This window comes from Rhizobium sp. KDH_Rht_773_N (genome assembly GCF_052946295.1).
This window is the reverse complement of sequence record NZ_CM129525.1, coordinates 3,414,346-3,435,503: the sequence shown is the minus strand read 5'-3', so window position 1 is coordinate 3,435,503 and position 21,158 is coordinate 3,414,346. Positions and strand designations below refer to the sequence as shown.

The window sequence follows — 21,158 nt, the reverse complement described above, 5'->3', positions numbered from 1 at the left end:
CAATCGGTGCGAACCGGGGCTTAGAAATTCTGGAAGAGCTGGCGAACCTTGTCGTAAGAGGCGTTGGCGATGTTGAGAGCCTGCAGGCCGAGCTGCTGCTGGGTCTGCAGCGCCTTCAGCCTGCTCGACTCCTCTTCCATATCCGCATCGACAAGGCGGCCGATGCCCTCGGTGATGTTGTCGGACAGGCTCTTGGCAAAATCGTCCTGCATGCTGATGCGCTTTTCGAGCGCGCCGAAGGCCGAGCCGACCGCCGTCAGCTGCATGAGCGCCGCATCGACGACGCTGATCATCTCGTTCAGGTCCTGTTTGCTGGTCGCAGCCGTCAGGCCGATTTCCGTCTGGCCGGCCGTATTGCCGTTCTTGCTCTTCGCCAACACCCAGGTCGTGGCGGTGCCGAGTTCGGTGGCGAAGAAGGCCGAGGTCAGCACGCCGTATTCGCCGGTGCCGCCGGCACGATCGTCGATCACGTAGCGCGCATCCTTGGACGAGGTCGCCCCGGTCGGCGGGATGTCGATATGGTAGCTCAGCATGCCGACCGACACCGTGCCGTCGGCGTTGCGGATGAAGGAGGCCGGGATCTGGCGCGGCTGCGTCGGCGTGCTGGTATTGTCGAGGATGATCCAGTTGTCGTTGTTGAAGCCCGCGCCTTCCGACACGCTGCGCAGCTGCGCCTTCAGCTGTTCGAGCTCTTCGCCGATCTTGGTCTTGTCGACGCCCTGCTCCGTCGCCGCGACCAGCTTCGCCTTGATTTCGGTGACGACGTCGACGACGCTCTCGACACCGGCGGAGGCCGTGCCCATGGTGGCAGCGGCCATGCCGAGGGCATCCTGAACGGCAGACAGGGCCTTGTTGTCGGAGCGCGCTGTCGTCGCAACCGACCAGTAAACGGCATTGTCACTGGATTTTTCGACGCGCAGACCGGTCGTGATATGGTTCTGCGTCACCGTCATCTTCCGATTGATGTCACGCAGCACATGAAGCGCCGCATCCACGGAGGTGCGCTGATAAATACTCACGGTACAAACTCCAAAACACTACAAAACGCAACAGAACAGGATGTACCGAATTCCTGCGGACACTCATGTCCGCCGTCGCCGCGAAATCAGCGCAATGGCCTTCGGAAAACAAAGAAGGCCGACCGGTTACTGATCGCAATCATTGCCGGTTATGCTTAACAAACGGCTAAACTTCAGAAGTAATTTAGCTTATTTCACAAGACTTCATACACCATAAAAAAGCCCGCCGGGACGATCCGGCGGGCGCATTTGAAAGTATTGAAAAAGACTTACTCCGCGGCCTCGAGTTGCTCTTCCGATAGCGGCTTCGGCCGCGTCGCGTGCGTCATTTCCTCGTGCAGGCGCGCTTCCTCATGGGCATGCGGCTTGGCGAAGCGGGCAATCAGCAGATAGGCGACCGGTGTGATGAACAGCGTCACCAGCGTTGCAAAGCCGAGACCGCCGACAATGACCCAGCCGAGCGCCACGCGCGCTTCCGCGCCCGCGCCGTGGGCAAAGACCAGCGGCACGCCGCCGAGAATGGTGGCGATCATCGTCATCATGACCGGGCGCAGGCGAAGCGCGCAGGCCTTTTCGATCGACGAGCGCACATCCTCGCCGCGGTCGCGCAGCTGGTTGGCGAATTCCACGATCAGGATACCGTTCTTGGCCATGACGCCAACAAGCAGCACAAGGCCGATCTGGCTGTAGATGTTGAGGCTCGAGCCCGTGATGATGAGCGCGAAGACGGCACAGGCAAGGCCGAGCGGCACGGTCGACATGATGATGAGCGACGAGAGCACGCTTTCGAACTGGGCCGCCAGCACCAGGAAGATGATGACGATCGCAAAGCCGAAGGTCAGCGCCATGCCGCTGGAATTTTCTTCCAGCGTCGCGGCTTCGGCAAGCGGCAGCAGGCGCGCGCCGGGCGGCAGCAACGGCTCTGCCATCTGCGTGACGTTCTTGACCGCATCGCCGAGCGACATGCCGTCCTTCAGCCCGGCGGTGATCGCAACGGAGGCAAGCTGCTGTTCGCGGTTGAGCTGCGGGGCGACCGAACCTTCCTTCAGCGAGGCGATGACCGACATCGGCACGATCTTGCCGTCGCCGGTCTTCAGGAAGACGTTTTCGAGATCGGTCGGATCGTCGATCGGCCGCATCGTCGAGGTCAAAAGCACCGGATAGGATTCGCCGTTGACGAAGACGTCGACGACCGAGCGTCCCTCGAGCAGCGACTGGATGGCGGTCGAAAGCCCGGTAATGTCGATGCCGAGGTCGGAGGCGCGCTCGCGGTCGATGGCGACGGAAACCTGCGCCTGCGACGGTTCGTTGGTCAGGCGCGGCGTATCGTACTGGCCGCTGGCATCGAGCTGCTGCACCAGCTTGGCGGCCGCCGCCGTCAGCGCCTCGTGGTCGTTGCCGATCAGCGCCATCTGCAGGCCGTTGCCGGCGCCGCGGATGCGCAGGCTGTTCGAGGAGATCGCGTTGCCGCGCAGCGCCGGCACCTTGAAGGCCGCCTGGTTGATGTCGCGCACGATCTCGGCCTGCGTGCGGTGGCGCTCGCCCCAGGGCGCCAGCGTCAGCACCATGAAGCCGCTGTTGGAAGAGCCGCCCTGGCCGGAGATCGAAAAGACGTTGCGGATATCGCCGCTGTCGACGAGCGGCTGCAGATATTCCTCGACGAGCTGCATCTTGTCGCGCGTGTAATCGAGGCTGGAGCCCTGCGGCGTCGTCAGCCGCATCATCACCATGGCGCGGTCCTCTTCCGGCGTCAGCTCGCTCTTGACCGTGCCGAAGGCGATCACGGCAGCGCCGCCGAAGATGAGCGAGAAGACGATGACGACGGCAGGCGCGTTCAGGCAGGCGTGCAGCGCCCATTTATAGAGGCCCGCAAATGCCTCGCCGAAACGGCCGAGCAATCCGTGATCCTCGATCATCGGCTTGGTCAGCATGCGCGAGGCAAGCATCGGGCACAGCGTCAGCGCCACGATCGACGACAGGCCGACCGAAAAGGCCAGCACGAAGCCGAACTCGCGGAACAGGCCGCCCACCTGCCCCGGCAGGAAGGAGAGCGGGATGAAGACGGCGGCAAGCGTCGCCGTCGTCGCGATGACGGCGAAGAACACCTCGCGCGTGCCGAGCACGGCGGCCGCGCGCGGCCCCATGCCCTCGGCGCGTCGCCGCACGATGTTTTCCAGCACGACGATCGCGTCGTCCACGACGAGGCCGGTCGCCAGCACGATCGCAAGCAGCGTCAGGATATTGATCGAGAAGCCGACCATGTAGATCGCCGCCAGCGTGCCGATCAGCGCCACCGGCATCGAGACCGACGGGATGAGCGTGGCGCGCCAGTCGCGCAGGAAGAGATAGATGACGACGGTGACGATGACGGCCGAGAGCAGCAGCGCCAGCACCACTTCGTGGATCGCGCCCTGAATGAACACGGCATCGTCGCTGGTAATGGCGATCGTCGTGCCCTTGGGCAGCGTCTTGGAAAGCTGGTCGACGGCGGCGTGAATGCCGGCGGAAATATTCAGCGTGTTCGACTGCGCCTGCCTGATGATGCCGAGGCCGATGCCCGGCTTGCCGTTCGAACGCAGCGCGGTTTCCCCGTCACGCGGCCCGAGCGTCACGGTCGCCACGTCGCCGAGGCGCACATTGTCCTGCAGGATGACGTTCTGGAAATCTTCGGGCGTCTGCAGGCTGGCGGTGGCGCGCACCACGATATCCTGCATCATGCTCTTCAGCGAACCGGCCGGTACGTCGAGCGCCGCATTGTCGAGCGCCTTGGTGAGATCGCCGACGGTCAGGCCGCGGCTGGCAAGCGCGCCCTGATCGACATCGACGCGGAAGACCTTCTCCTGATCGCCGTATTCCTCGACATCGGCAACGCCGTCCACGGAGGCCAGACGATCGACCACCTCGTTTTCGACGAGCAGCGTCAGGTCGTCCATGTTGAGCGTATCCGACGTCACCGCAAGGCGCATGATCGCCGAGGAATCCGAATCCGCCTTGACGATCTGCGGCGCATCCGCCTCGTCGGGCAGGTTCTGGGTGATGCGGCCGATCGCGTCGCGCACGTCGTTGGCGGCGACGGCCAGATCGATGGAATCGGAAAACTCCAGCGTTACCCGGCTCTGGCCGAACTGCGAACTGGAGGAGATGGACTTGAGGCCGCTGACGCGCGCCACAGCGCCTTCGATGACCTTGGTCAGTTCCTGGTCGATCGTCTGCGGCGAAGCGCCGTCGAAAGTCGTGCGCACCGTCACGACCGGCCGGTCGACATCGGGCAGTTCGCGCACTTCCACGCCCACATAGGCGGCAAGACCGGCCACCACCATCAGCGTATTGAAGACCAGAGCCAGGATCGGCCGGCGCACGAAGAGCGCCGTGAAGGTCGCCTTGCCGGATTCCGGCTTGCCGGGGTGGATCTCGGTCACGCTCATTGGGCGGCAACCTTGTCGTTGGCGGCGACATCGGTTGCCACGCGCACGGCGCCGTTTTCGCGCACGCGCTGCAGGCCCTGGGTGACGATCTGGTCGCCGTCCTTCAGGTCGTCGGCCTTCACCAGCACATAATCGGGATTGCGCTGCACGACGCTGACCCTGACCTTGCGCGACTTGTCCTCGCTCACCCGCCAGACGAAGGAGCCCTGAGAATCCCATTGCACCGACAGCGGGTTGACCGCCGGGTATTTGTCACCGGCAAACTTCATGCTGACGGCAAAGGACATGCCGGCGCGCAGCTCGTCCGAGCTGTTGTCGATGCGCCCGCGCAGGCGCAGCGTCCGGCTTGCCGAATCGATACGGTTGTCGACCGCCTCAAGCTCGCCGGAGAAGATCTTGCCCGGTCGCGCCACCGATGTCGCCTCGACCGCCTGGCCGACCGAAACCGTGTTGGCGAAACGCTCCGGCACCCAGAAATCGACGAGGATCTCGGAGCGGTCGTCGAGGGTCACGATCGGCGTCGTGGTGGTGACGTTGTCGCCGATATTGACCGGCACGATGCCGACAATGCCGTCGATCGGCGCCACGATGTTGCGGCGGGCCAGGTTGAGGTCGGCGGCCTGCAGCTGCAGGCGGGCGTTCTGCTCGGCGATTTCGGAATCGAAGACGTCCATGCGCGACACGCTGGACTTGATGTTGTGGTAGAGGTTGGACTTCTCGAGCGCGCTGTTCAGCGCCACCTGCGCCTGCCCCTGGGCAATCACCTGCTCTTCGCTGTCGAGCTTGGCGAGAACCTGGCCCTGCTTGACCCTGTCGCCCGACTTGATGAGAATTTCGCGGATCGTGCCCGTCGCCTGCGGCGTCACCGCAACGGAGCGGATCGCGTCGCCCGTGCCGATCGCGTTCAGCCGGTCGTTGACGACGCCCTGCACCACGGCCTGGGTAACGACGAGAACGGCGCCGTTGCGCCCGCCGCCACCGCCATTGCCGCCGTTGCCTGCGCCGTTCCGGCGGTTCCCCTGCCCTTGCCCGCCCTGCGCTTGTTCGCCCTGCGCCTGCTGCGCGCCGGCATCGGCCGTTTCCTGGGCTTTGGGCGCGATCATGGAGACGATAGTGTCGGGAATGCCGGCATTGCGCATCGTCTCGCCGGCGCCGGGCACAAAGTAAACCCACGCGGCAAAGCCGGCGATAATGACGACGATGCAAAGTACAAACTGCTTCCAAAAGGGCATTCACGTCTCCGGAGGGACTCGAGGTTAGGTCCAGGGTCGGTCGAAAGAGGCGTGCGGGATGACGAGTCCCGCCTGGTGCGACAATATCGCACCTTTCCCCGGCCGGCAGCAAGCGTAACCACCCGTCATTACAGATTTGTAATATCAGCAAACTTTGAAAATAACCCGTCCGCTCACTTTTACTTGAGCGACGCTGCAGGCCGGTTCCGCAATAAGCCCGCAGCAGCCTTGCGCCCGATCTGCGCAAGGCGCCGGACAGGTCTGCGGCCATGCCGGCCCCCTGCTCGTCGCGCAACTCGCTCTGCGGAAAAAGGCATAGGGCAACCTGTACCAAGGCATCACTTCCGCGGCCCGTTCCAAACATGTTTCCTGATCGCGCCACGCACCACGGCGCAGACGATTGGGCCATCGGCCCAGAACCTCCCAACCCCGGAACAGGACAGAGACAATGCCGACAATCACCACCAAGGACGGAACGACGATCTACTACCAGGATTGGGGCAACGGCCAGCCGATCCTCTTCTCCCACGGCTGGCCGCTTTCGGGCGACGCCTGGGAAGTGCAGATGCTGTATTTCGCCGGGCTCGGCTACCGCGTCATCGCCCATGACCGCCGCGGCCACGGCCGCTCCTCGCAGCCGTGGAACGGCAACAATATGGACCAATATGCCGACGATCTCGCCGAGCTCATCGAAAAGCTCGACCTCAAGAACCTCGTCATGGTCGGCCATTCCACCGGCGGCGGCGAAGTCGCCCATTATATCGGCCGCCACGGCACCGGCCGCGTCGCCAAGGTCGTGCTCGTCGGCGCCGTTCCGCCGCTGATGCTGAAGACGGCTGAAAATCCCGAAGGCCTGCCGATCGAAGTCTTCGACGGCATCCGCAAGGGCACGGCCAGCGACCGCTCGCAATTCTACCGCGACCTCACCATGCCCTTCTACGGCTTCAACCGCGATGGCGCCAAGGTCAACGAGGGCCTGCGCGAAACCTTCTGGCTGATGGGCATGGCCGGCGGCATCAAGGGCCATTACGATTGCATCCGCGAGTTCTCCGAGGTCGACTACAGCGACGACCTGAAGAAGATCGACGTTCCGGCCCTGCTCATCCACGGCGACGCCGACCAGATCGTGCCGATCAAGGCCGCCGCCGAAAAGGGCATCAAACTTCTGAAGAACGGCACGCTGACGGTCTATCCGGGCGCCCCGCACGGTCTCGCCCAGACCGAGGCCGACAAGTTCAACGCCGACGTTCTCGCCTTCATCAAGGCGTAGCGATCGCACGCACTGGCACGGCGGCGGGAGCTTTCCCGCCGCCGAGACGGAATTTCCCGGCCGCCGCCTTGCAGAAACCCGCGCGGTCGCGGCAGAGTAGACCGAGCCGCCCAGCGAAGGGGAAGACGATGCGCCCAGCCCTGCCCGTGCTTTTGACCCTCACCGGCGGTTATGTCGATACATCGGGCTTCCTGGCTCTCGACGGCCTTTTCCCCGCTCACGTCACCGGCAATTTCGTGACGCTTGGCGCCGCCCTCACCCATGGCACGTCAGGCGTCATCACCAAGCTTCTGGCCCTGCCGGTCTTCTGCCTGACAATCCTTGTGCTGCGTTACCTGACCCACAAAGTTCCGCCCGGCGACGAAAAGGGCCTGCGCCTCCTGCTGGTGATAAAGCTGCTGTTCCTGATTGCCGGCGGCGCCTCAGCCATCCTGCTTGCGCCTTTCACCAATGCGGACGGCTTCCCGCTGGTGGCGACCGGCATGCTGCTCGTCATCGCCATGGCGATCCAGAACGCCGCCCACCGCATCCATCTCGGTTCGTCACCCCCGAGCACGCTGATGACAGGCACAATGACGCAGATCATGATCGATCTCGGCGACCTTGCCCATGCCAGGTCGGGCGACCAGGCAAGGCCGGCAAGAGCCCGCCTGTCGCGCATGGTGGTCGCCGTCTGCGCCTTCGCGCTTGGCTGCGGCCTTGCCGCCCTGCTCTTTGCCACGGTGGGCACCTGGTGTTTCGCCCTGCCGCCGCTCTTTGCGCTGGTCTCGGTCTGCCTTGCCTTCTCCACGCCGAAGGCCGCTTGATTACAGTCCTTCGGCGCGCGGGTCGTTGCCCGATGGGCCGCAGCCGCCGGGCGGATCTATCGACCGGCAAATAAACCGCTTGAGGATAGCTGAGCCCCAGGGAATGAAAGCAGAACATCTTTTCTGGTCTTTCCTTCCCGAATCACTACATTACGCGCCATGAACAATAGTTTCGACGATATGCCCTTCTTCGACGAGGAACCGGGCGAAGCGCCGCGCAAGCCGCAGCAGCCCGCCGCACCGGCAAGGGCGCCCGCTGCCGGCGGCGGCATTGCCGCCCGCGCCATGGCGGCCCGCGATGGCGGCCGCCCCGATTATCTCTCGGGCCTCAACCCGGAACAGCGCGAAGCGGTCGAGACGCTGGAAGGCCCGGTTCTCGTGCTCGCCGGCGCCGGCACCGGCAAGACGCGTGTGCTGACCACCCGCATCGCCCATATCCTGTCGACCGGCCGCGCCTTCCCCTCGCAGATCCTCGCCGTGACCTTCACCAACAAGGCCGCCCGCGAGATGAAGGAGCGCATCGCCCTTCTCGTCGGCGGCGCCGTCGAAGGCATGCCCTGGCTCGGCACCTTCCACTCGATCGGCGTCAAGCTGTTGCGCCGCCATGCCGAACTTGTCGGCCTGCGCTCCGATTTCACCATCCTCGATACGGACGATGTCATCCGCCTCATCAAGCAGCTCATCCAGGCCGAAGGCCTTGACGACAAGCGCTGGCCGGCCAAGCAGTTCGCCGGCATGATCGACACCTGGAAGAACAAGGGCCTCGGCCCCGCCGATATTCCGGAAGGTGACGCCCGCGCCTTCGCCAATGGCCGCGGCCGCGATCTCTATTTCGCCTATCAGAACCGCCTCTCGACGCTGAACGCCTGCGATTTCGGCGATCTCCTGATGCATCCGATCGCGATCTTCCGCAAGCAGCCGGATCTGCTCAAGGAATATCACCAGAAATTCCGCTATATCCTCGTCGACGAGTATCAGGACACCAACACTGCCCAATATATGTGGCTGCGGCTTCTCGCCCAGCGGAGCAAGGGCGAGCCGCAGAATGTCTGCTGCGTCGGCGACGACGACCAGTCGATCTACGGCTGGCGCGGCGCGGAAGTGGACAATATCCTGCGCTTCGAGAAGGATTTCCCGGGCGCCAAGGTGATCAAACTCGAGCGCAACTACCGCTCGACGGCCCATATCCTGGGTGCTGCCGCCCATCTCATCACCCATAATGAAGGCCGCCTCGGCAAGACGCTGTTCACCGATCGCTCCGACCCTGACGACGTCAAGGTGCAGGTCCACGCCTCCTGGGATTCCGAGGAGGAAGCGCGCGCCATCGGCGAAGAGATCGAGCGCCTGCAACGCGGCGATGCCGACGGCAGGAAGCATCTGCTGAACGACATGGCGATCCTGGTGCGCGCCTCCTTCCAGATGCGCGAATTCGAAGACCGCTTCGTCACGCTTGGCCTCAACTACCGCGTCATCGGCGGCCCGCGCTTCTACGAGCGCCTCGAAATCCGCGATGCCATGGCCTATTTCCGCCTCGTTGCCCAGCCGGCCGACGACCTCGCCTTCGAGCGCATCATCAACACGCCGAAGCGCGGCCTCGGCGACACGACGGTGCGCGCGCTGCACGATTACGCCCGCGCCCGCGATATCCCGATGCTGGCCGCCGCCGCCGACATGATCGAGACGGACGAGCTGAAGCCGAAGGCGCGCAAGGCCCTCTTCGACGTGATTCAATCTTTCCGCCGATGGCAGGAACTGCTTGAAAACACACCACATACCGAGCTTGCCGAGCAGATCCTCGAAGAGTCCGGCTATACCGACATGTGGAAGAACGACAAGAGCGCCGAAGCCCCGGGTCGCCTTGAAAACCTCAAGGAACTGATCCGCTCGATGGAAAGCTTCGAATCCATGCGCGGCTTCCTGGAGCACGTCTCGCTCGTCATGGATGCCGAGCAGAACGAGGATCTCGACGCCGTTTCCATCATGACCCTGCATTCGGCCAAGGGCCTGGAATTCGATACCGTCTTCCTGCCCGGCTGGGAGGAAGGCCTCTTCCCGCACCAGCGCTCGCTCGACGAATCCGGCCGCGCCGGCCTCGAGGAAGAACGCCGCCTCGCCTATGTCGGCATCACCCGCGCCAAGCGCCATTGCCACATCTGGTTCGTCTCCAACCGCCGCATCCACGGCCTCTGGCAGTCGACCATCCCCTCGCGCTTCCTCGACGAGCTGCCGGAAACCCATGTCGAAGTGGCCGAGATGGAGCAGAGCTACGGCGGCTATGGCCGCGGCGGCGGTTACGGCCAGTCGCGTTTCGACAAGGCCGACCCCTTCTCCAATTCCTATTCCACCCCCGGCTGGAAACGCGCCCAGCAAAACAAGACCGACGCCACCCGCGACAACTGGGGCACCCGCTCCGGCCATGCGGTGGAGCGCATCGGCTACGGCGAAAGCGGCCCGCGCGGCCGCACGATCGAGGGCGAACTGGTGGCCAAATCCACCGCCACCGAACCCTCGCGCTTCTCCCTCGGCGACCGTGTCTTCCACCAGAAATTCGGCAACGGCTCGATATCGGGCATCGAAGGCAACAAGCTGACGATCGATTTCGACCGCGCCGGCCAGAAGCGCGTGCTGGATGGCTTCGTGGAGCGGGTTTGACGAACGATTAACTCACTTTCTGCTACCTGTGCGTTAGGTTTATTGCACCTCAACGCACAGGACAGACTCATGAAAGACTTTACGTCCTATTCCACGGACTCAATAATTGCCTCCGCAAGGACTTACAGCAAAGTTATAAGCATGATCCAAAATGCATGGGATGAGTGCTTCACTGAGAAACTGGAAATAAAGGGAGATTCGCCAACAGGTCGATTTAATTACCTTTTGGAGAAACTCAAAGAGCGCTTCAAAGATCCCGAGAGTAAAAGGAAAATCGAGTATGCACTCGATGTCGATCATTTGGAATCACCCGATGAAATTGTTACCATTCTAACCGGGAAGGAAGGAATTTTAAGAAACGTTGATGATTTGACAGCAAATCAAATCCTAACATCGATTTCTAATGTAGCCTTTGATATGGCAGACAGACAACAACCGAACGATGTCGAACTCGTGATATTTCTTCGTGGAGTTATCCGGGACATATTTGAAAAAAACTCACTTGTCGGCAGGATAAATATCGGCGCAAACCGCCACTTTCCACGCTTATTTCAATGGTTGACGGAATTCGAAAATAATACTGATTGGGGCACTAATAAAGGATTCCACATTAAAAATATCTCAGGTCGAGGACGAGTTAAGAGAATGCCGACGGATCCCAGAACACTGAAAGTTACATTGGATATTAGATACTTGTAAAAGTACAAGAATCGCAGGCAAGGCCGCGCCCGTTTCTCCAGATGACAAAACGCCGCTTTGACCGAACCCGCAAATCAGCTTAGCCCGGTCACTGCCCGCCCATGAAAGGCGGGCTTCACAAGACCTTCAAAGGAGGTTCAAGTGACCAGTGTATCAGCCCTGGGCAGCACGCTGACCCAGTATAAAGCCCCTCTCAATCCCCTCGATACGAACGGTGACGGCGTCGTCTCTGCCGATGAGCTCGCCGCCGCTTCCCAGTCCTCGCCCGCCAGTACCGCGTCCACCGGCGATGACGATTCTTCCGGCACCGATATCGTCCAGAAAATCACGGCCGATATTCTGGCCGTCATGCTCTCGCTCCAGAAGACCGAGAGCGACGGCTCCGGCACGGACGATAGCAGCGACGATTCCAAGGGTGCGCTCTCTGCCCTTGATGCGAATGGCGACGGCAAGTTGACCACATCCGAGCTTCTTTCCGCCGACCCTGAGAAGATTGCCGCAGCCGGCGGCGACGATGAAGACGGCGGCCTGATGGCCAAAGTCCTGACCGACATGCAGACCGCGCTTCGCGCATACCAGACGACCTATGGCAACTCGCCCGCCGCCACCGGCGACAGCGGCCAGACGGCCTGATCTCATGAGGCTCCGCCGGGGGAGCCTCGATGACAGGCCGCAATTCACGTTCCGCGCCGCACTGCCTGCTGCCCTCTGCGCCTTCCGCGCCGCAGCCTCTTTCGATATCCAGCGCCACCTTTGAGACGGCCCTGCCCTGCGCGTCACCGGGCGTTTACGCTGCATGGCCTGACGACGTTGGCGAACGGGAAGACGATCTTGTCTTCAGGCATCCGGCCCCTTAGCGCATGCATAAATCCTGATACAGAGGGCGAGATACTTGCCGTTTTCGCGTATAGGACGATTTCGCCCAGAAAAAATACGTTGATGCTGCCATTTGCCACCCTTCATACTAGAATTAGCACTTGCGCCCCGCCCCCCGGAAATCCACTAGTTGATTGCGCCGACAGCGGTTGGCATTTTGCGGTGCGATATGCGTAAGGAATGGCTTGATGAAGGCGTTGCTGCTGGTCGATATTCAGAATGGCTTCTGTCCCGGAGGTAATCTGCCGGTTCTCGATGGCCATGAAGTCGTCCCCGTCGCCAACAGCCTGATCGACAGCGGCAAATACGATCTCATCGTCGCCTCGCAGGATTGGCACCCGGCCGATCACGGCAGTTTTGCCTCCTCCCACCCCGGCAAGAACCCTTTCGAGATGGGTGAGCTCTCCGGCAAGCCGCAGATGCTCTGGCCGGATCACTGCGTGCAATATACGCGTGACGCCGAGCTGCATCCCGCGCTTCATTCGGCCCAGATCGACCTCATCCAGCAGAAGGGCGAAAACCGCAACGTCGACAGCTATTCCGCCTTCCGCGACAACGATCAGGATGCCGTGACAGGGCTTGCCGATTTCCTCATCGAGCAGGACATCACGGAACTCGACGTCTGCGGGCTCGCGACCGATTATTGCGTGAAATTCTCCGCCCTCGACGCGCTGGACCTGATCCCCGGCGTCAAGGTCCGCTTCGTGGAAGACGCCAGCCGCGGCATCAGTCCTGACGGTGTCGCTGCCGCGATCGAGGAAATGCGCGGGCGCGGCATCGCCATCGTCAAGAGCGCGGATATTCTGGCCGAATAATCAGTCCCTTTTCTCGCCCTCACGCTCCAGCAGATAGATCTCCTCGCCGAAATCCTCCATCTTCTTCAGGAAGGCGGCATGGGCATCCCTGAGCCCGCGATTGTAGAAATAGGGACCGATCTTCTCGGCGAAGAACTCCAGCAGGAATTCCGCCGGCAGCGCGCCGATCGGGTCCAGTTCGCGGTCGAAATACTGGCGGATATGCGCCACGATCTGCGCCTTTTCCTCTTTCGAAAACTCGATCTTCTTCATCGTCCCCCTCGCCTGCCGGTGACGTAAACCGGCCACGCTTCATCAAAATCGATTGGTGAATCAAGGAAATTCAATTGCCGCGGCAGGTGAGACACCATAGAGGGAAATCTCAATTCCAACAGGATGAATTCCCATGAATCGCGCCGACTTTGTCGAAGGTTTGCGGGGCGGCTTTCCCGTGGCGCTCGCCTCTGCCCCCTTCGGAGCGCTGTTCGGCGCGCTTGCCGCCGAACAGGGCATGTCGCTCTCCGAACTCACCTTCATGAGCGCCACCGTCTATGCCGGCGCCAGCCAGCTGGTCGGCATCGAGCTTTTCGGCCATAACGTTCAGGCTTGGGTGATCGTGCTGTCGATCCTTGCGGTCAACTTCCGCCACGTGCTCTATTCGGCGGCGATCGCCCGCTACATCAGGCATTTCACCGCGCTCCAGAAGTTCTTCACCTTCTTCCTGCTCGTCGATCCGCAATTTGCCGAAACCGTCAAGCGCGGCGAGGCAGGCAAGCCCGTCACCTTCATCTGGTATCTCGGCTTCGGCATCGTCATCTATATCCCCTGGGTCCTGGTCAGCCTCGTCGGCGGCATGCTCGGCACCCTTATCGGCGATCCCAGGACGATCGGTCTCGACATCCTGCTGCCGACCTATTTCCTCGGCATCGTTCTCGGCTTCCGCAAGCGCGACAATTTCCTGCCCGTGGCGCTAACGAGCGCGGTCGCCTCCGTCATCGCCTATCATTTCGTCGGATCGCCCTGGCATGTGAGCCTGGGGGCCGCGGCCGGCATCCTGCTTGCCGCCCTCCTGCCCCTGCCCGCGGAGGAGCCGGATCTCGAAGCCGATGCCCTCAACATCGAAACCCACGAGGTCTGAGATGGAATTCGATCTCCACATGGCCCTCGTCATCCTCGCAGCCGCAGCCGCGACCTATGCCACGCGCATCGGCGGCTATATCATGATCACCAGGATGAAGCGCATTCCGCCGCGCATGGAAGCGGCGCTGAATGCCGTGCCGGCCGCCGTGCTGACCACGCTCGTCGCCCCCGCCTTCTTCATCGGCGGCTGGGATTCGAAGCTGGCGCTCGCCGTTGCCCTCGTCATCGGCCTGCGCTTCTCGCACACCTGGATGCTCGTGGCCGCCTGGATCATCGTCATGACCTGGCGGCACACGATCGGTCTTTAACAGCGCGGCTCAGTATTCCAGCGGCAGCGTCGCGTTCTCCAGCCATGCCTTGACGTCATGGTCGTGGATCAGCGGCATCAGCGCCTCGCGCGTGCGGCGGTGATAGTCGTTGAACCAGTGCAGCTCGTCATGCGTCAGCAGTTCGGGAATGACGAGGCTGCGGTCGATCGGGCAGAAGGTCAGCGTCTCGAAGCTGAGCATCGGCATGTCGCCGCCGTCGATGGCTTCCGCCTCCCGCACGTAAATCAGGTTCTCGATGCGGATGCCGAAATGGCCCGGCCGATAGTAGCCCGGCTCGTTCGACAGGATCATGCCCGGCAGCAGCTCCTGCGTCGACAGCCGCGAAATGCGCTGCGGCCCCTCGTGGACCGAGAGGTAGGAGCCGACGCCGTGGCCGGTGCCATGTGCGAAATCGGCCCCTGCCCGCCACAGCGCGATGCGCGCCAGCGGATCGAGGTCGCAGCCGCGCGTGCCCTTCGGGAAGCGCGCCGTCGCGATCTGGATCATGCCCTTCAGCACCAGCGTGAAGAAGCGTCTGTGCTCTTCGCTGACGGCGCCGATGCCGACCGTGCGGGTAATATCGGTCGTGCCGTTGATATATTGCGCGCCGGAATCGATGAGGAAAAGTTCGCCGGCCTGGATATGCCGGTCGGTCGCCGTCGTCACCCGGTAATGCATGATGGCGGCATGTTCGCCCGCCCCCGAAATCGTGTCGAAGGAAATATCCTTCAGCGGGTTCTGCATGCTCTGGCCCATCCGGGCGCGCGCCGCCTCCAGCCGCTCGGCCGCGCCGATCTCGGTGATCGTGCCGGGCTTGCTCTGCGACAGCCAGTAGAGGAATTCCACCATCGCCGCCCCGTCCTGCAGGTGCGCGGCCGCCGACCCGTTGATCTCGGTCGTATTCTTCACCGCCCGCGGCAGCTTTGCCGGATCGATGCCCTCCACCACTTCGCCGCCCGCCTTGCGGATGATTTCGGCCAGCGCATAGGAGGCGATATCGGGATCGATGAGGATGCGGCCGCCATCCCTGGCGACGGCTGCGAGTTTCTCTTCCAGCAGAGAGGGCGCGAGCTGGGTGGCGATCTGCGCCAGATAGGCTTCCGGCTCGATGCCGGTCTTGCGCTTGTCGAGGAAGAGCTCGGCCCTGCCGTCGGCATGGATGATGGCGCGCGCCAGGGGGTGCGGCGTATGCGGCACGTCGGCGCCGCGGATATTGAAGATCCAGGCGATCGAGGACGGATCGGCGATCAGCACGGCCTTCAGGTTCTTCTTGCCGAGATCGGCGGCAATGGTGGCGATCTTGTCCTTGGCGAGAACACCCGCCTGCGCCACGTTCTGGATGGTGACGGCGCCCAGCGGCTCCGCCGGCCGGTCGGCCCAGAGCCTGTCGAGCGGATTATGCGGCAGGAAGACCAGTTCGCCGCCGATTTCCGACAGCGCCTTTTCGAGCTTACGCACGTCCGCGCCCGAATGCAGCCAGGGATCGATCCCGAGCTTCAGCCCCTTCCTGCCATGTGCCGGCAGCCAGACATGCGGCGGCTCGTTGACGAGATCGCCGCCGGTAAAGACCGAACCGTCCACCTGCTCCGCCAGCTGCGTCACGTAACGGCCGTCGACAAAGACGATCGCTTCCGTCCGCGTGACCAGCCCAATGCCCGCCGAGCCGGTAAAGCCCGTCAGCCACGACAGCCGCTCCGCGCAAGCCGGCACATATTCGCCGTTGAACTCGTCGGCGCGCGGCACGAGGAAGGCATCGATGCCGAGCGCGTCGAAACTGGCGCGCAGTGCAAAAACCCGGTCCCTGCCGAACTGCGGCGTGGAGGTGACTTCGAAAGACTGGAACATGCTGGAAACCCGAATGAATGAAACGAATCCGGTTAATGGGATAGCCGCCATGTTAGCGATTTTTCAGTCAATGGGGAGAAAAAGCGACGCAAGGCGCCTTGATGGCGCCGGCCGCCCAATAATTTGGCAGAAATGTGTCTCGATGTGGGAAACTGGCACGCTTCATGCATTGCGCGCATGGCTGCAATGAAACAAACCCTCTGCCGCCGCATGCCGGAATAGCTATATAGAGCGCATCGAACGGTTCGGGACGAACCATAACACAAGGATTTCTTGAAATGACCGCCTCTCTCTCGCGCTTCGCTTACAGCAGCCCGGTACAGGCTGGCGAACGCCAGACTGTGCGTCATATCATCGGCGCCCGCCGCCCGCAGCATGAGGACAGCCTCAAGGTGCTCGCGGCCGGCCAGCGTTCCACGCGCCACAAGGGCGCACCGAGCTACGCATTCTGAGCTTGAAGCCAGTCCGTTCCTCCTCCCTCCACCGGACCGGCCTATCGGAATGAAGTAGAGCCCGCTTGAGCATCTCCTCCTTCGGCTCGCGGGCATGACCGGATTGAATGCCGGTCCAGGGCGGTGCCATTGGCACCGCCTTTTTTCTTGCTCCGGATTCCCCGCGATTACGGGCGATCGAGATGGATCGTCACCCAGCCGTTGCGCCAGATCGTGCGCACATGGCGCAGCTTGGCGCCGTTATAGGCCGCCAGCACCTTCCAGCGCTGCTCGGCAAGGATGCCCGACAGGATCACCGATCCGCCCGGCGCCAGGTGGGCGACGAGCTGCGGCGCCATCTTGATCAGCGGCCGCGCCAGGATATTGGCGATGATGAGATCGAACGGCCCGTGTTCGGAAAAGGCGGTCGAATGGAAACCCGGCGCAGTCACCGTGCTGATGCCGCTGGTAATGCCGTTGCGGCGCACGTTCTCGGCCGCCACGCGCACGGCGATCGGGTCGATATCGGTTGCCAGAACCGGAATGTTGCGAAGCTTGCGCACGGCAATCGCCAGCACCCCGCTGCCCGTGCCGAGATCGAGCGCATTGCGCACCGTGCGCGCCCTCAGCACCCGGTCGATCACCTCCAGGCAGCCGGCCGTCGTGCCGTGATGGCCGGTGCCGAAAGCCTGGCCGGCATCGATCTCGATGGCGATATCGCCGGTGCGGACCTTGTCGCGGTCGTGCGAGCCGTGAACGAGGAAGCGCCCTGCCCTGACAGGCTTCAGGCCCTCGAGCGACTTCGAGACCCAGTCGATATCGGGAATGACTTCACGCTCGAGCGTCGCTCCGGGAAAGGAAAGCCGCAGCGCCGCCTCGACACGGGCGCGCACATCGGCTTCATCCGCGGTCATCATATAGACCGAAGCTTCCCAGATATCCTTCTTCTCGTCGATTTCGGTCGTGGCGATGGCGAAGTCTTCTTCGCCGAAAACCTCCGACATCAGGTCGAGGATCTGCTCGGCCTGCTTTTCGGTCGTCGTCACGTAAAGGCGGATTTCACTCACGATAGGCGGTCTTTCCGGTTGCGTCGCCCGCTACCGGCGCAGTGCTGCAAGCGGCCGGTCATCCCTTGGCGACGAGATTCTCAAGCTTCTTTATCGCCGTATCGGGGTTTTCGCCATAGGAGATCGTTCCCGCAAAGCGGCCTGCCGAATCGAGCAGGAAAACCGAGGCCGTATGGTCCATCGTATAGTCGCCGTTCGGGTTCTTCTCGTCGACCGGCACCTTCTTGGCATAGACGCGGAAGCCCTTGATGACCTCGGCGATCTTGTCGGGCGAGCCGGAAATGCCGGTAATGCGCTTGGAAACGTTGGAAACATACTGGTTCATGATCTCGGGCGTGTCGCGCTCGGGATCGACGGTCACGAAATAGGCCTGCAGCTTCTTGCCCTCGGGATCGACCTTCGCCATCCAGCCGTCGAGTTCGAAGAGCGTCGTCGGGCAGACCTCGGGGCAATGCGTGAAACCGAAGAACAGCGCCGTGGGCTTGCCGCGCAGCGCCTGTTCCGTGATCGGCTGGCCTGTCTGCGACACGAGCGTGAACGGCACGCCGAACGGCCCCTCCGCCACGATCTCCCTCGTCCGGCTCTGGTCCAGCGTGAACCAGCCGAGCACGCCGGCAAGCGCCAGCACTGCGATCCAGACGGCGATACGGAAATTCTTCATTGCATGACCCCTACCAGCACGGACATCCATCCATCTGCCTGCGTGATTATAGTCGCGATCATGAGCGCGCAATTCAAGAATGCGTATTATCACCCGTGATTAATTGTCCCAGCTTGATGAATGACAAATGCCGGGCAAAAGCTGCGGAAAAAGCCGCACCAAGAGCAATTGCTGCGCCTTTCTAACGGCTTGCCGGGAGCGCCGCGAAGCAGCTCCGGAAAAATACATCGTTAGGAAAGGCTTAATTTCGGATATCTATATTTAGCAATGCCTACAGTGCTTCGGCGCTGTTCCGACATGACGTCGGCCGGAGCATGGACCGGATCAGCATAAATCGAGGGAACGAAAAACCGCCTTGGGCGGAGGGTGGCTTCATGACAAATTCGACGGTTCGCAGAAACCTTTCGGTCGGCCAGCGGCTCTGGACGCTCGGCGGCGCAGCCTTCATCGGCTTCGGCTCGATGCTCGGCATCGGCTGGTACGAGAACATGCAGGTCGATATCGGCCTCAGCCGCGCCAGCGAGATCCAGCAGAGTATCGACAGCATCAACGACATGCGCGTCGCCGGCCTGACGCTGGTTCTCGCCGCCATGGACACGATCGTCGACAAGGACGAGAAGACCGTCCAGCCCGAACGCATGAAAATCGTCGCCGACTCGCTCGCAACCCTCTCCAACGGCTCGAAGGAACTGAGCGCGCTCGCCGGGGAACTGAAAGCCGGCGACCTCCTGAAGAGCTACGATGCCGATGTCGCCGCCCTTCGCCAGGCAATCCAGATCGACCTCAAGGCGCTTGTCGAACAGGGCGCGTCCGACGCCGAGTTCGACAAGATCGACGATTTCATCGACGGGGCCGGCGACAAGCTCACCGCCACCCTCGACAAGTTCGCCAATGACGGCACGGTCCTTGCCCGCAACCGCATCGACAGCGCCAACGAGACCTCCCGCAGTTCGCTCGTCATCCAGATCGCGCTCGGCATCATCGCCATCCTCACCATGGCCGTGCTGCAATATATCCATGGCGGCTCCATCCGCCGCGGCGTTGCTTCCGTTCGCGAAAGCATGCTGCGCATCCTGAACGGCGACCTGACGAGCGACGTCGCCGGCAAGGAGCGCGGCGACGAGATCGGCGAAATGGCCCGCGCCGCCGAAAGCTTCCGCCTTGCCGCCATCGAAAAGATCGATCTGGAAACGCGCGCCGCGACCGACCGGAACCGCAGCGATGCCGAGCGGCACGAACGCGAAGCCGCCAGGCTCGCCGATGCCGAGGCGTTGAGCGCCGCCGTCACCGCTCTCGGACAGGGCCTGACGCGCCTTGCCAATGGCGACCTGACCGCCAGCATCGACCGGCCCTTCCGCGACGAATTGGAACGGCTGCGCCAGGATTTCAACCAGACCGCCATGCGCCTGCGCCAGGCGATGGGCAACATTGCCGAGAACAGCAGCTCGATCCAGGCCAGCAGCCGCCAGATGCGCGCCGCCGCCGACGATCTCGCCAAGCGCACCGAGCAGCAGGCGGCCTCGCTGGAACAGACCTCGGCAGCCCTCGACGAGATTACGTCAACCGTGCGCAACGCCACCAGCCGCGCCGAGGAAGTCGGCCATATGGTCGCCCATACCCGCCAGAACACGGAAAAGTCGGACGTCATCGTCACCGACGCGATGGCCGCCATGGAGCGAATCGAAAATGCCTCCCGCGAGATCGGCACCATCATCAACGTCATCGACGAGATCGCCTTCCAGACGAATCTGCTGGCGCTGAACGCCGGCGTCGAAGCAGCGCGTGCCGGCGAAGCCGGCAAGGGCTTTGCGGTCGTCGCCCAGGAAGTGCGGGAACTGGCCGGCCGCGCGGCCGGCGCCGCCAAGGATATCAAGGCCTTGATCGGAAAATCCGGCGCCGAGGTCAAAACCGGCGGCGAACTGGTGACGGCTGCCGGCGAGGCTCTGCGCCAGATCGGCGAAGATGTTCTCAGGATCGACGGCCATGTTAAATCAATCGTAACCTCTGCGCGCGAACAATCGGTCGGACTGAACGAAATCAATACAGCCATCAGCCAGATGGATCAGGTGACGCAGAAGAATGCGGCCATGGTGGAAGAAACGAACGCCGCCAGCCACACTCTCGCAAGTGACGCGGAAAACCTGACGCAGCTGGTTCGGCAGTTCAATATCGGCGAGGGCATGAGCGCCCGTCCAACGCCGCGAGAAGCCTCCGCAGCCTCGCATCCGAAACACTCACCCGCACGGAGCCTCATCGGCAAGGTCGCGGGAGCCTTCACGGGCGGCGCCGCCGCCAAGACACTCGCCTCCTCTCCGGCCGGAGACAACTGGGAAGAATTCTGATCATGAGCAACGCCATCAAACAGTCGGGCGCCTACCTCGAAATCGTCTCGTTCCACCTGGGCGACCAGGAGTTCTGCATCGATATCATGGCGATCCGCGAAATCCGCGGCTGGGCGCCGGTAACCCCGATGCCGCACACCCCGCCCTACGTCCTCGGCCTCATCAACCTGCGCGGTGCCGTGATCCCGGTCATCGACATGGCCTGCCGCCTCGGCATGAAGATGACGGAACCCTCCGAGCGTTCCGCCATCATCGTCACCGACATCGCCGGCAAGCTGGTCGGCCTGCTGGTCGAACAGGTTTCCGACATGATGACCATCAAGAGCGAAGACCTGCAGCCGCCGCCGGAAATCATCCCGGAAGCCCAGCGCGCCTTCTGCCGCGGCATCGTGGCTCTGGAAAAGACCATGGTCTGCTTCCTCAACCTCGACACGGTCATCGCCGACGAGCTGGCCCGCGAAGCGGCTTGATCGGTTTCATATCTTGAATGCGAAGGTCCGGCTCGTCCGGGCCTTTTTGTTTTTATGCGGGGCAAGGAATCAAACTTTGCACGTTCGGCCCCCTCACCCTAACCCTCTCCCCGCTGGGGCG

18 protein-coding genes are annotated in these 21,158 nt (G+C 62.6%); 11 read left to right on the top strand and 7 right to left on the bottom strand.

Going from position 1 to position 21,158, the window contains the following annotated elements; translation table 11 throughout:
* Positions 1-20 precede the first annotated feature (20 nt).
* From ACU8HS_RS16925 to ACU8HS_RS16915, 3 genes are all read right to left on the bottom strand, one after another.
* Positions 21-1,019 (bottom strand): flagellin N-terminal helical domain-containing protein, encoded by a 999-nt coding sequence (locus ACU8HS_RS16925; RefSeq protein ID WP_112569016.1) that lies wholly within the window; start codon positions 1,017-1,019, stop codon positions 21-23.
* Between the two features lie 269 nt (positions 1,020-1,288).
* Positions 1,289-4,444, bottom strand: coding sequence for an efflux RND transporter permease subunit (locus tag ACU8HS_RS16920; RefSeq protein ID WP_113499523.1), 3,156 nt, complete (start codon positions 4,442-4,444; stop codon positions 1,289-1,291).
* Positions 4,441-5,676: an efflux RND transporter periplasmic adaptor subunit gene (locus tag ACU8HS_RS16915; protein ID WP_112569012.1), complete on the bottom strand. Its 1,236-nt coding sequence runs from the start codon at positions 5,674-5,676 to the stop codon at positions 4,441-4,443. Before ACU8HS_RS16915 ends, ACU8HS_RS16920 begins: the two co-directional genes overlap by 4 nt.
* Before the next feature lie 448 nt (positions 5,677-6,124).
* Between ACU8HS_RS16915 and ACU8HS_RS16910 the strand changes: the two genes are divergently transcribed.
* The 6 genes from ACU8HS_RS16910 (at position 6,125) to pncA (ending at position 12,794) form a co-directional block, all read left to right on the top strand.
* Positions 6,125-6,946, top strand: a complete 822-nt coding sequence (locus ACU8HS_RS16910; protein WP_112703194.1) for an alpha/beta fold hydrolase — start codon at positions 6,125-6,127, stop codon at positions 6,944-6,946.
* A gap of 128 nt (positions 6,947-7,074) precedes the next feature.
* Positions 7,075-7,752, top strand: a complete 678-nt coding sequence (locus ACU8HS_RS16905) for a YoaK family protein (protein WP_447014730.1) — start codon at positions 7,075-7,077, stop codon at positions 7,750-7,752.
* Positions 7,753-7,911: 159 nt separating this feature from the next.
* Positions 7,912-10,404, top strand: a complete 2,493-nt coding sequence (locus ACU8HS_RS16900) for an ATP-dependent helicase (protein WP_112569006.1) — start codon at positions 7,912-7,914, stop codon at positions 10,402-10,404.
* A gap of 69 nt (positions 10,405-10,473) precedes the next feature.
* Complete coding sequence (locus ACU8HS_RS16895) at positions 10,474-11,103, top strand: hypothetical protein (protein ID WP_447014729.1); 630 nt, start codon at positions 10,474-10,476, stop codon at positions 11,101-11,103.
* A gap of 141 nt (positions 11,104-11,244) precedes the next feature.
* On the top strand, positions 11,245-11,736 hold the full coding sequence (locus ACU8HS_RS16890) for a hypothetical protein (protein ID WP_447014728.1): 492 nt from the start codon (positions 11,245-11,247) through the stop codon (positions 11,734-11,736).
* 431 nt (positions 11,737-12,167) lie between these two features.
* On the top strand, positions 12,168-12,794 hold the full coding sequence (pncA, locus tag ACU8HS_RS16885; RefSeq protein WP_447014727.1) for a bifunctional nicotinamidase/pyrazinamidase: 627 nt from the start codon (positions 12,168-12,170) through the stop codon (positions 12,792-12,794).
* On the opposite strand, the gene ACU8HS_RS16880 is transcribed toward pncA, so the two are convergent.
* The gene (locus ACU8HS_RS16880) at positions 12,795-13,046 is read right to left on the bottom strand and encodes a DUF2164 domain-containing protein (protein ID WP_112569000.1); all 252 of its coding nucleotides are present in this window, start codon (positions 13,044-13,046) and stop codon (positions 12,795-12,797) included. It lies immediately after the preceding gene.
* 133 nt (positions 13,047-13,179) lie between these two features.
* Here ACU8HS_RS16880 and ACU8HS_RS16875 point away from each other — a divergent pair, with 133 nt between their 5' ends.
* Positions 13,180-13,911 (top strand): AzlC family ABC transporter permease, encoded by a 732-nt coding sequence (locus ACU8HS_RS16875; RefSeq protein ID WP_112568998.1) that lies wholly within the window; start codon positions 13,180-13,182, stop codon positions 13,909-13,911.
* A gap of 1 nt (position 13,912) precedes the next feature.
* Entirely contained in the window at positions 13,913-14,221 is a 309-nt protein-coding gene (locus ACU8HS_RS16870) for an AzlD family protein (RefSeq protein WP_112568996.1), read from the top strand.
* A gap of 9 nt (positions 14,222-14,230) precedes the next feature.
* Here the strand turns inward: ACU8HS_RS16870 and ACU8HS_RS16865 are convergent, their stop codons facing one another.
* Positions 14,231-16,066 (bottom strand): aminopeptidase P family protein, encoded by a 1,836-nt coding sequence (locus ACU8HS_RS16865; RefSeq protein WP_447014726.1) that lies wholly within the window; start codon positions 16,064-16,066, stop codon positions 14,231-14,233.
* A gap of 278 nt (positions 16,067-16,344) precedes the next feature.
* Between ACU8HS_RS16865 and ACU8HS_RS16860 the strand changes: the two genes are divergently transcribed.
* Entirely contained in the window at positions 16,345-16,518 is a 174-nt protein-coding gene (locus tag ACU8HS_RS16860) for a hypothetical protein (protein WP_018115709.1), read from the top strand.
* 167 nt (positions 16,519-16,685) lie between these two features.
* Here the strand turns inward: ACU8HS_RS16860 and ACU8HS_RS16855 are convergent, their stop codons facing one another.
* Positions 16,686-17,564 (bottom strand): 50S ribosomal protein L11 methyltransferase, encoded by an 879-nt coding sequence (locus ACU8HS_RS16855; protein WP_113414161.1) that lies wholly within the window; start codon positions 17,562-17,564, stop codon positions 16,686-16,688.
* A gap of 58 nt (positions 17,565-17,622) precedes the next feature.
* The gene (locus ACU8HS_RS16850; protein WP_112568990.1) at positions 17,623-18,225 is read right to left on the bottom strand and encodes an SCO family protein; all 603 of its coding nucleotides are present in this window, start codon (positions 18,223-18,225) and stop codon (positions 17,623-17,625) included.
* Between the two features lie 374 nt (positions 18,226-18,599).
* Between ACU8HS_RS16850 and ACU8HS_RS16845 the strand changes: the two genes are divergently transcribed.
* Positions 18,600-20,567 (top strand): methyl-accepting chemotaxis protein, encoded by a 1,968-nt coding sequence (locus tag ACU8HS_RS16845; protein WP_447014725.1) that lies wholly within the window; start codon positions 18,600-18,602, stop codon positions 20,565-20,567.
* Positions 20,568-20,569: 2 nt separating this feature from the next.
* Entirely contained in the window at positions 20,570-21,037 is a 468-nt protein-coding gene (locus ACU8HS_RS16840) for a chemotaxis protein CheW (protein WP_112568976.1), read from the top strand.
* Positions 21,038-21,158: the final 121 nt, after the last annotated feature.

What these genes read in the sequence shown, in the direction of transcription:
- ACU8HS_RS16920 (WP_113499523.1), bottom strand. Translation starts at nt 4,444, where the DNA reads ATGAGCGTGACCGAGATCCACCCCGGCAAGCCGGAATCCGGCAAGGCG.
- ACU8HS_RS16915 (WP_112569012.1), bottom strand. Translation starts at nt 5,676, where the DNA reads ATGCCCTTTTGGAAGCAGTTTGTACTTTGCATCGTCGTCATTATCGCC.
- ACU8HS_RS16910 (WP_112703194.1), top strand. Translation starts at nt 6,125, where the DNA reads ATGCCGACAATCACCACCAAGGACGGAACGACGATCTACTACCAGGAT.
- ACU8HS_RS16905 (WP_447014730.1), top strand. Translation starts at nt 7,075, where the DNA reads ATGCGCCCAGCCCTGCCCGTGCTTTTGACCCTCACCGGCGGTTATGTC.
- ACU8HS_RS16900 (WP_112569006.1), top strand. Translation starts at nt 7,912, where the DNA reads ATGAACAATAGTTTCGACGATATGCCCTTCTTCGACGAGGAACCGGGC.
- ACU8HS_RS16895 (WP_447014729.1), top strand. Translation starts at nt 10,474, where the DNA reads ATGAAAGACTTTACGTCCTATTCCACGGACTCAATAATTGCCTCCGCA.
- pncA (WP_447014727.1), top strand. Translation starts at nt 12,168, where the DNA reads ATGAAGGCGTTGCTGCTGGTCGATATTCAGAATGGCTTCTGTCCCGGA.
- ACU8HS_RS16880 (WP_112569000.1), bottom strand. Translation starts at nt 13,046, where the DNA reads ATGAAGAAGATCGAGTTTTCGAAAGAGGAAAAGGCGCAGATCGTGGCG.
- ACU8HS_RS16875 (WP_112568998.1), top strand. Translation starts at nt 13,180, where the DNA reads ATGAATCGCGCCGACTTTGTCGAAGGTTTGCGGGGCGGCTTTCCCGTG.
- ACU8HS_RS16870 (WP_112568996.1), top strand. Translation starts at nt 13,913, where the DNA reads ATGGAATTCGATCTCCACATGGCCCTCGTCATCCTCGCAGCCGCAGCC.
- ACU8HS_RS16865 (WP_447014726.1), bottom strand. Translation starts at nt 16,066, where the DNA reads ATGTTCCAGTCTTTCGAAGTCACCTCCACGCCGCAGTTCGGCAGGGAC.
- ACU8HS_RS16860 (WP_018115709.1), top strand. Translation starts at nt 16,345, where the DNA reads ATGACCGCCTCTCTCTCGCGCTTCGCTTACAGCAGCCCGGTACAGGCT.
- ACU8HS_RS16850 (WP_112568990.1), bottom strand. Translation starts at nt 18,225, where the DNA reads ATGAAGAATTTCCGTATCGCCGTCTGGATCGCAGTGCTGGCGCTTGCC.
- ACU8HS_RS16845 (WP_447014725.1), top strand. Translation starts at nt 18,600, where the DNA reads ATGACAAATTCGACGGTTCGCAGAAACCTTTCGGTCGGCCAGCGGCTC.
- ACU8HS_RS16840 (WP_112568976.1), top strand. Translation starts at nt 20,570, where the DNA reads ATGAGCAACGCCATCAAACAGTCGGGCGCCTACCTCGAAATCGTCTCG.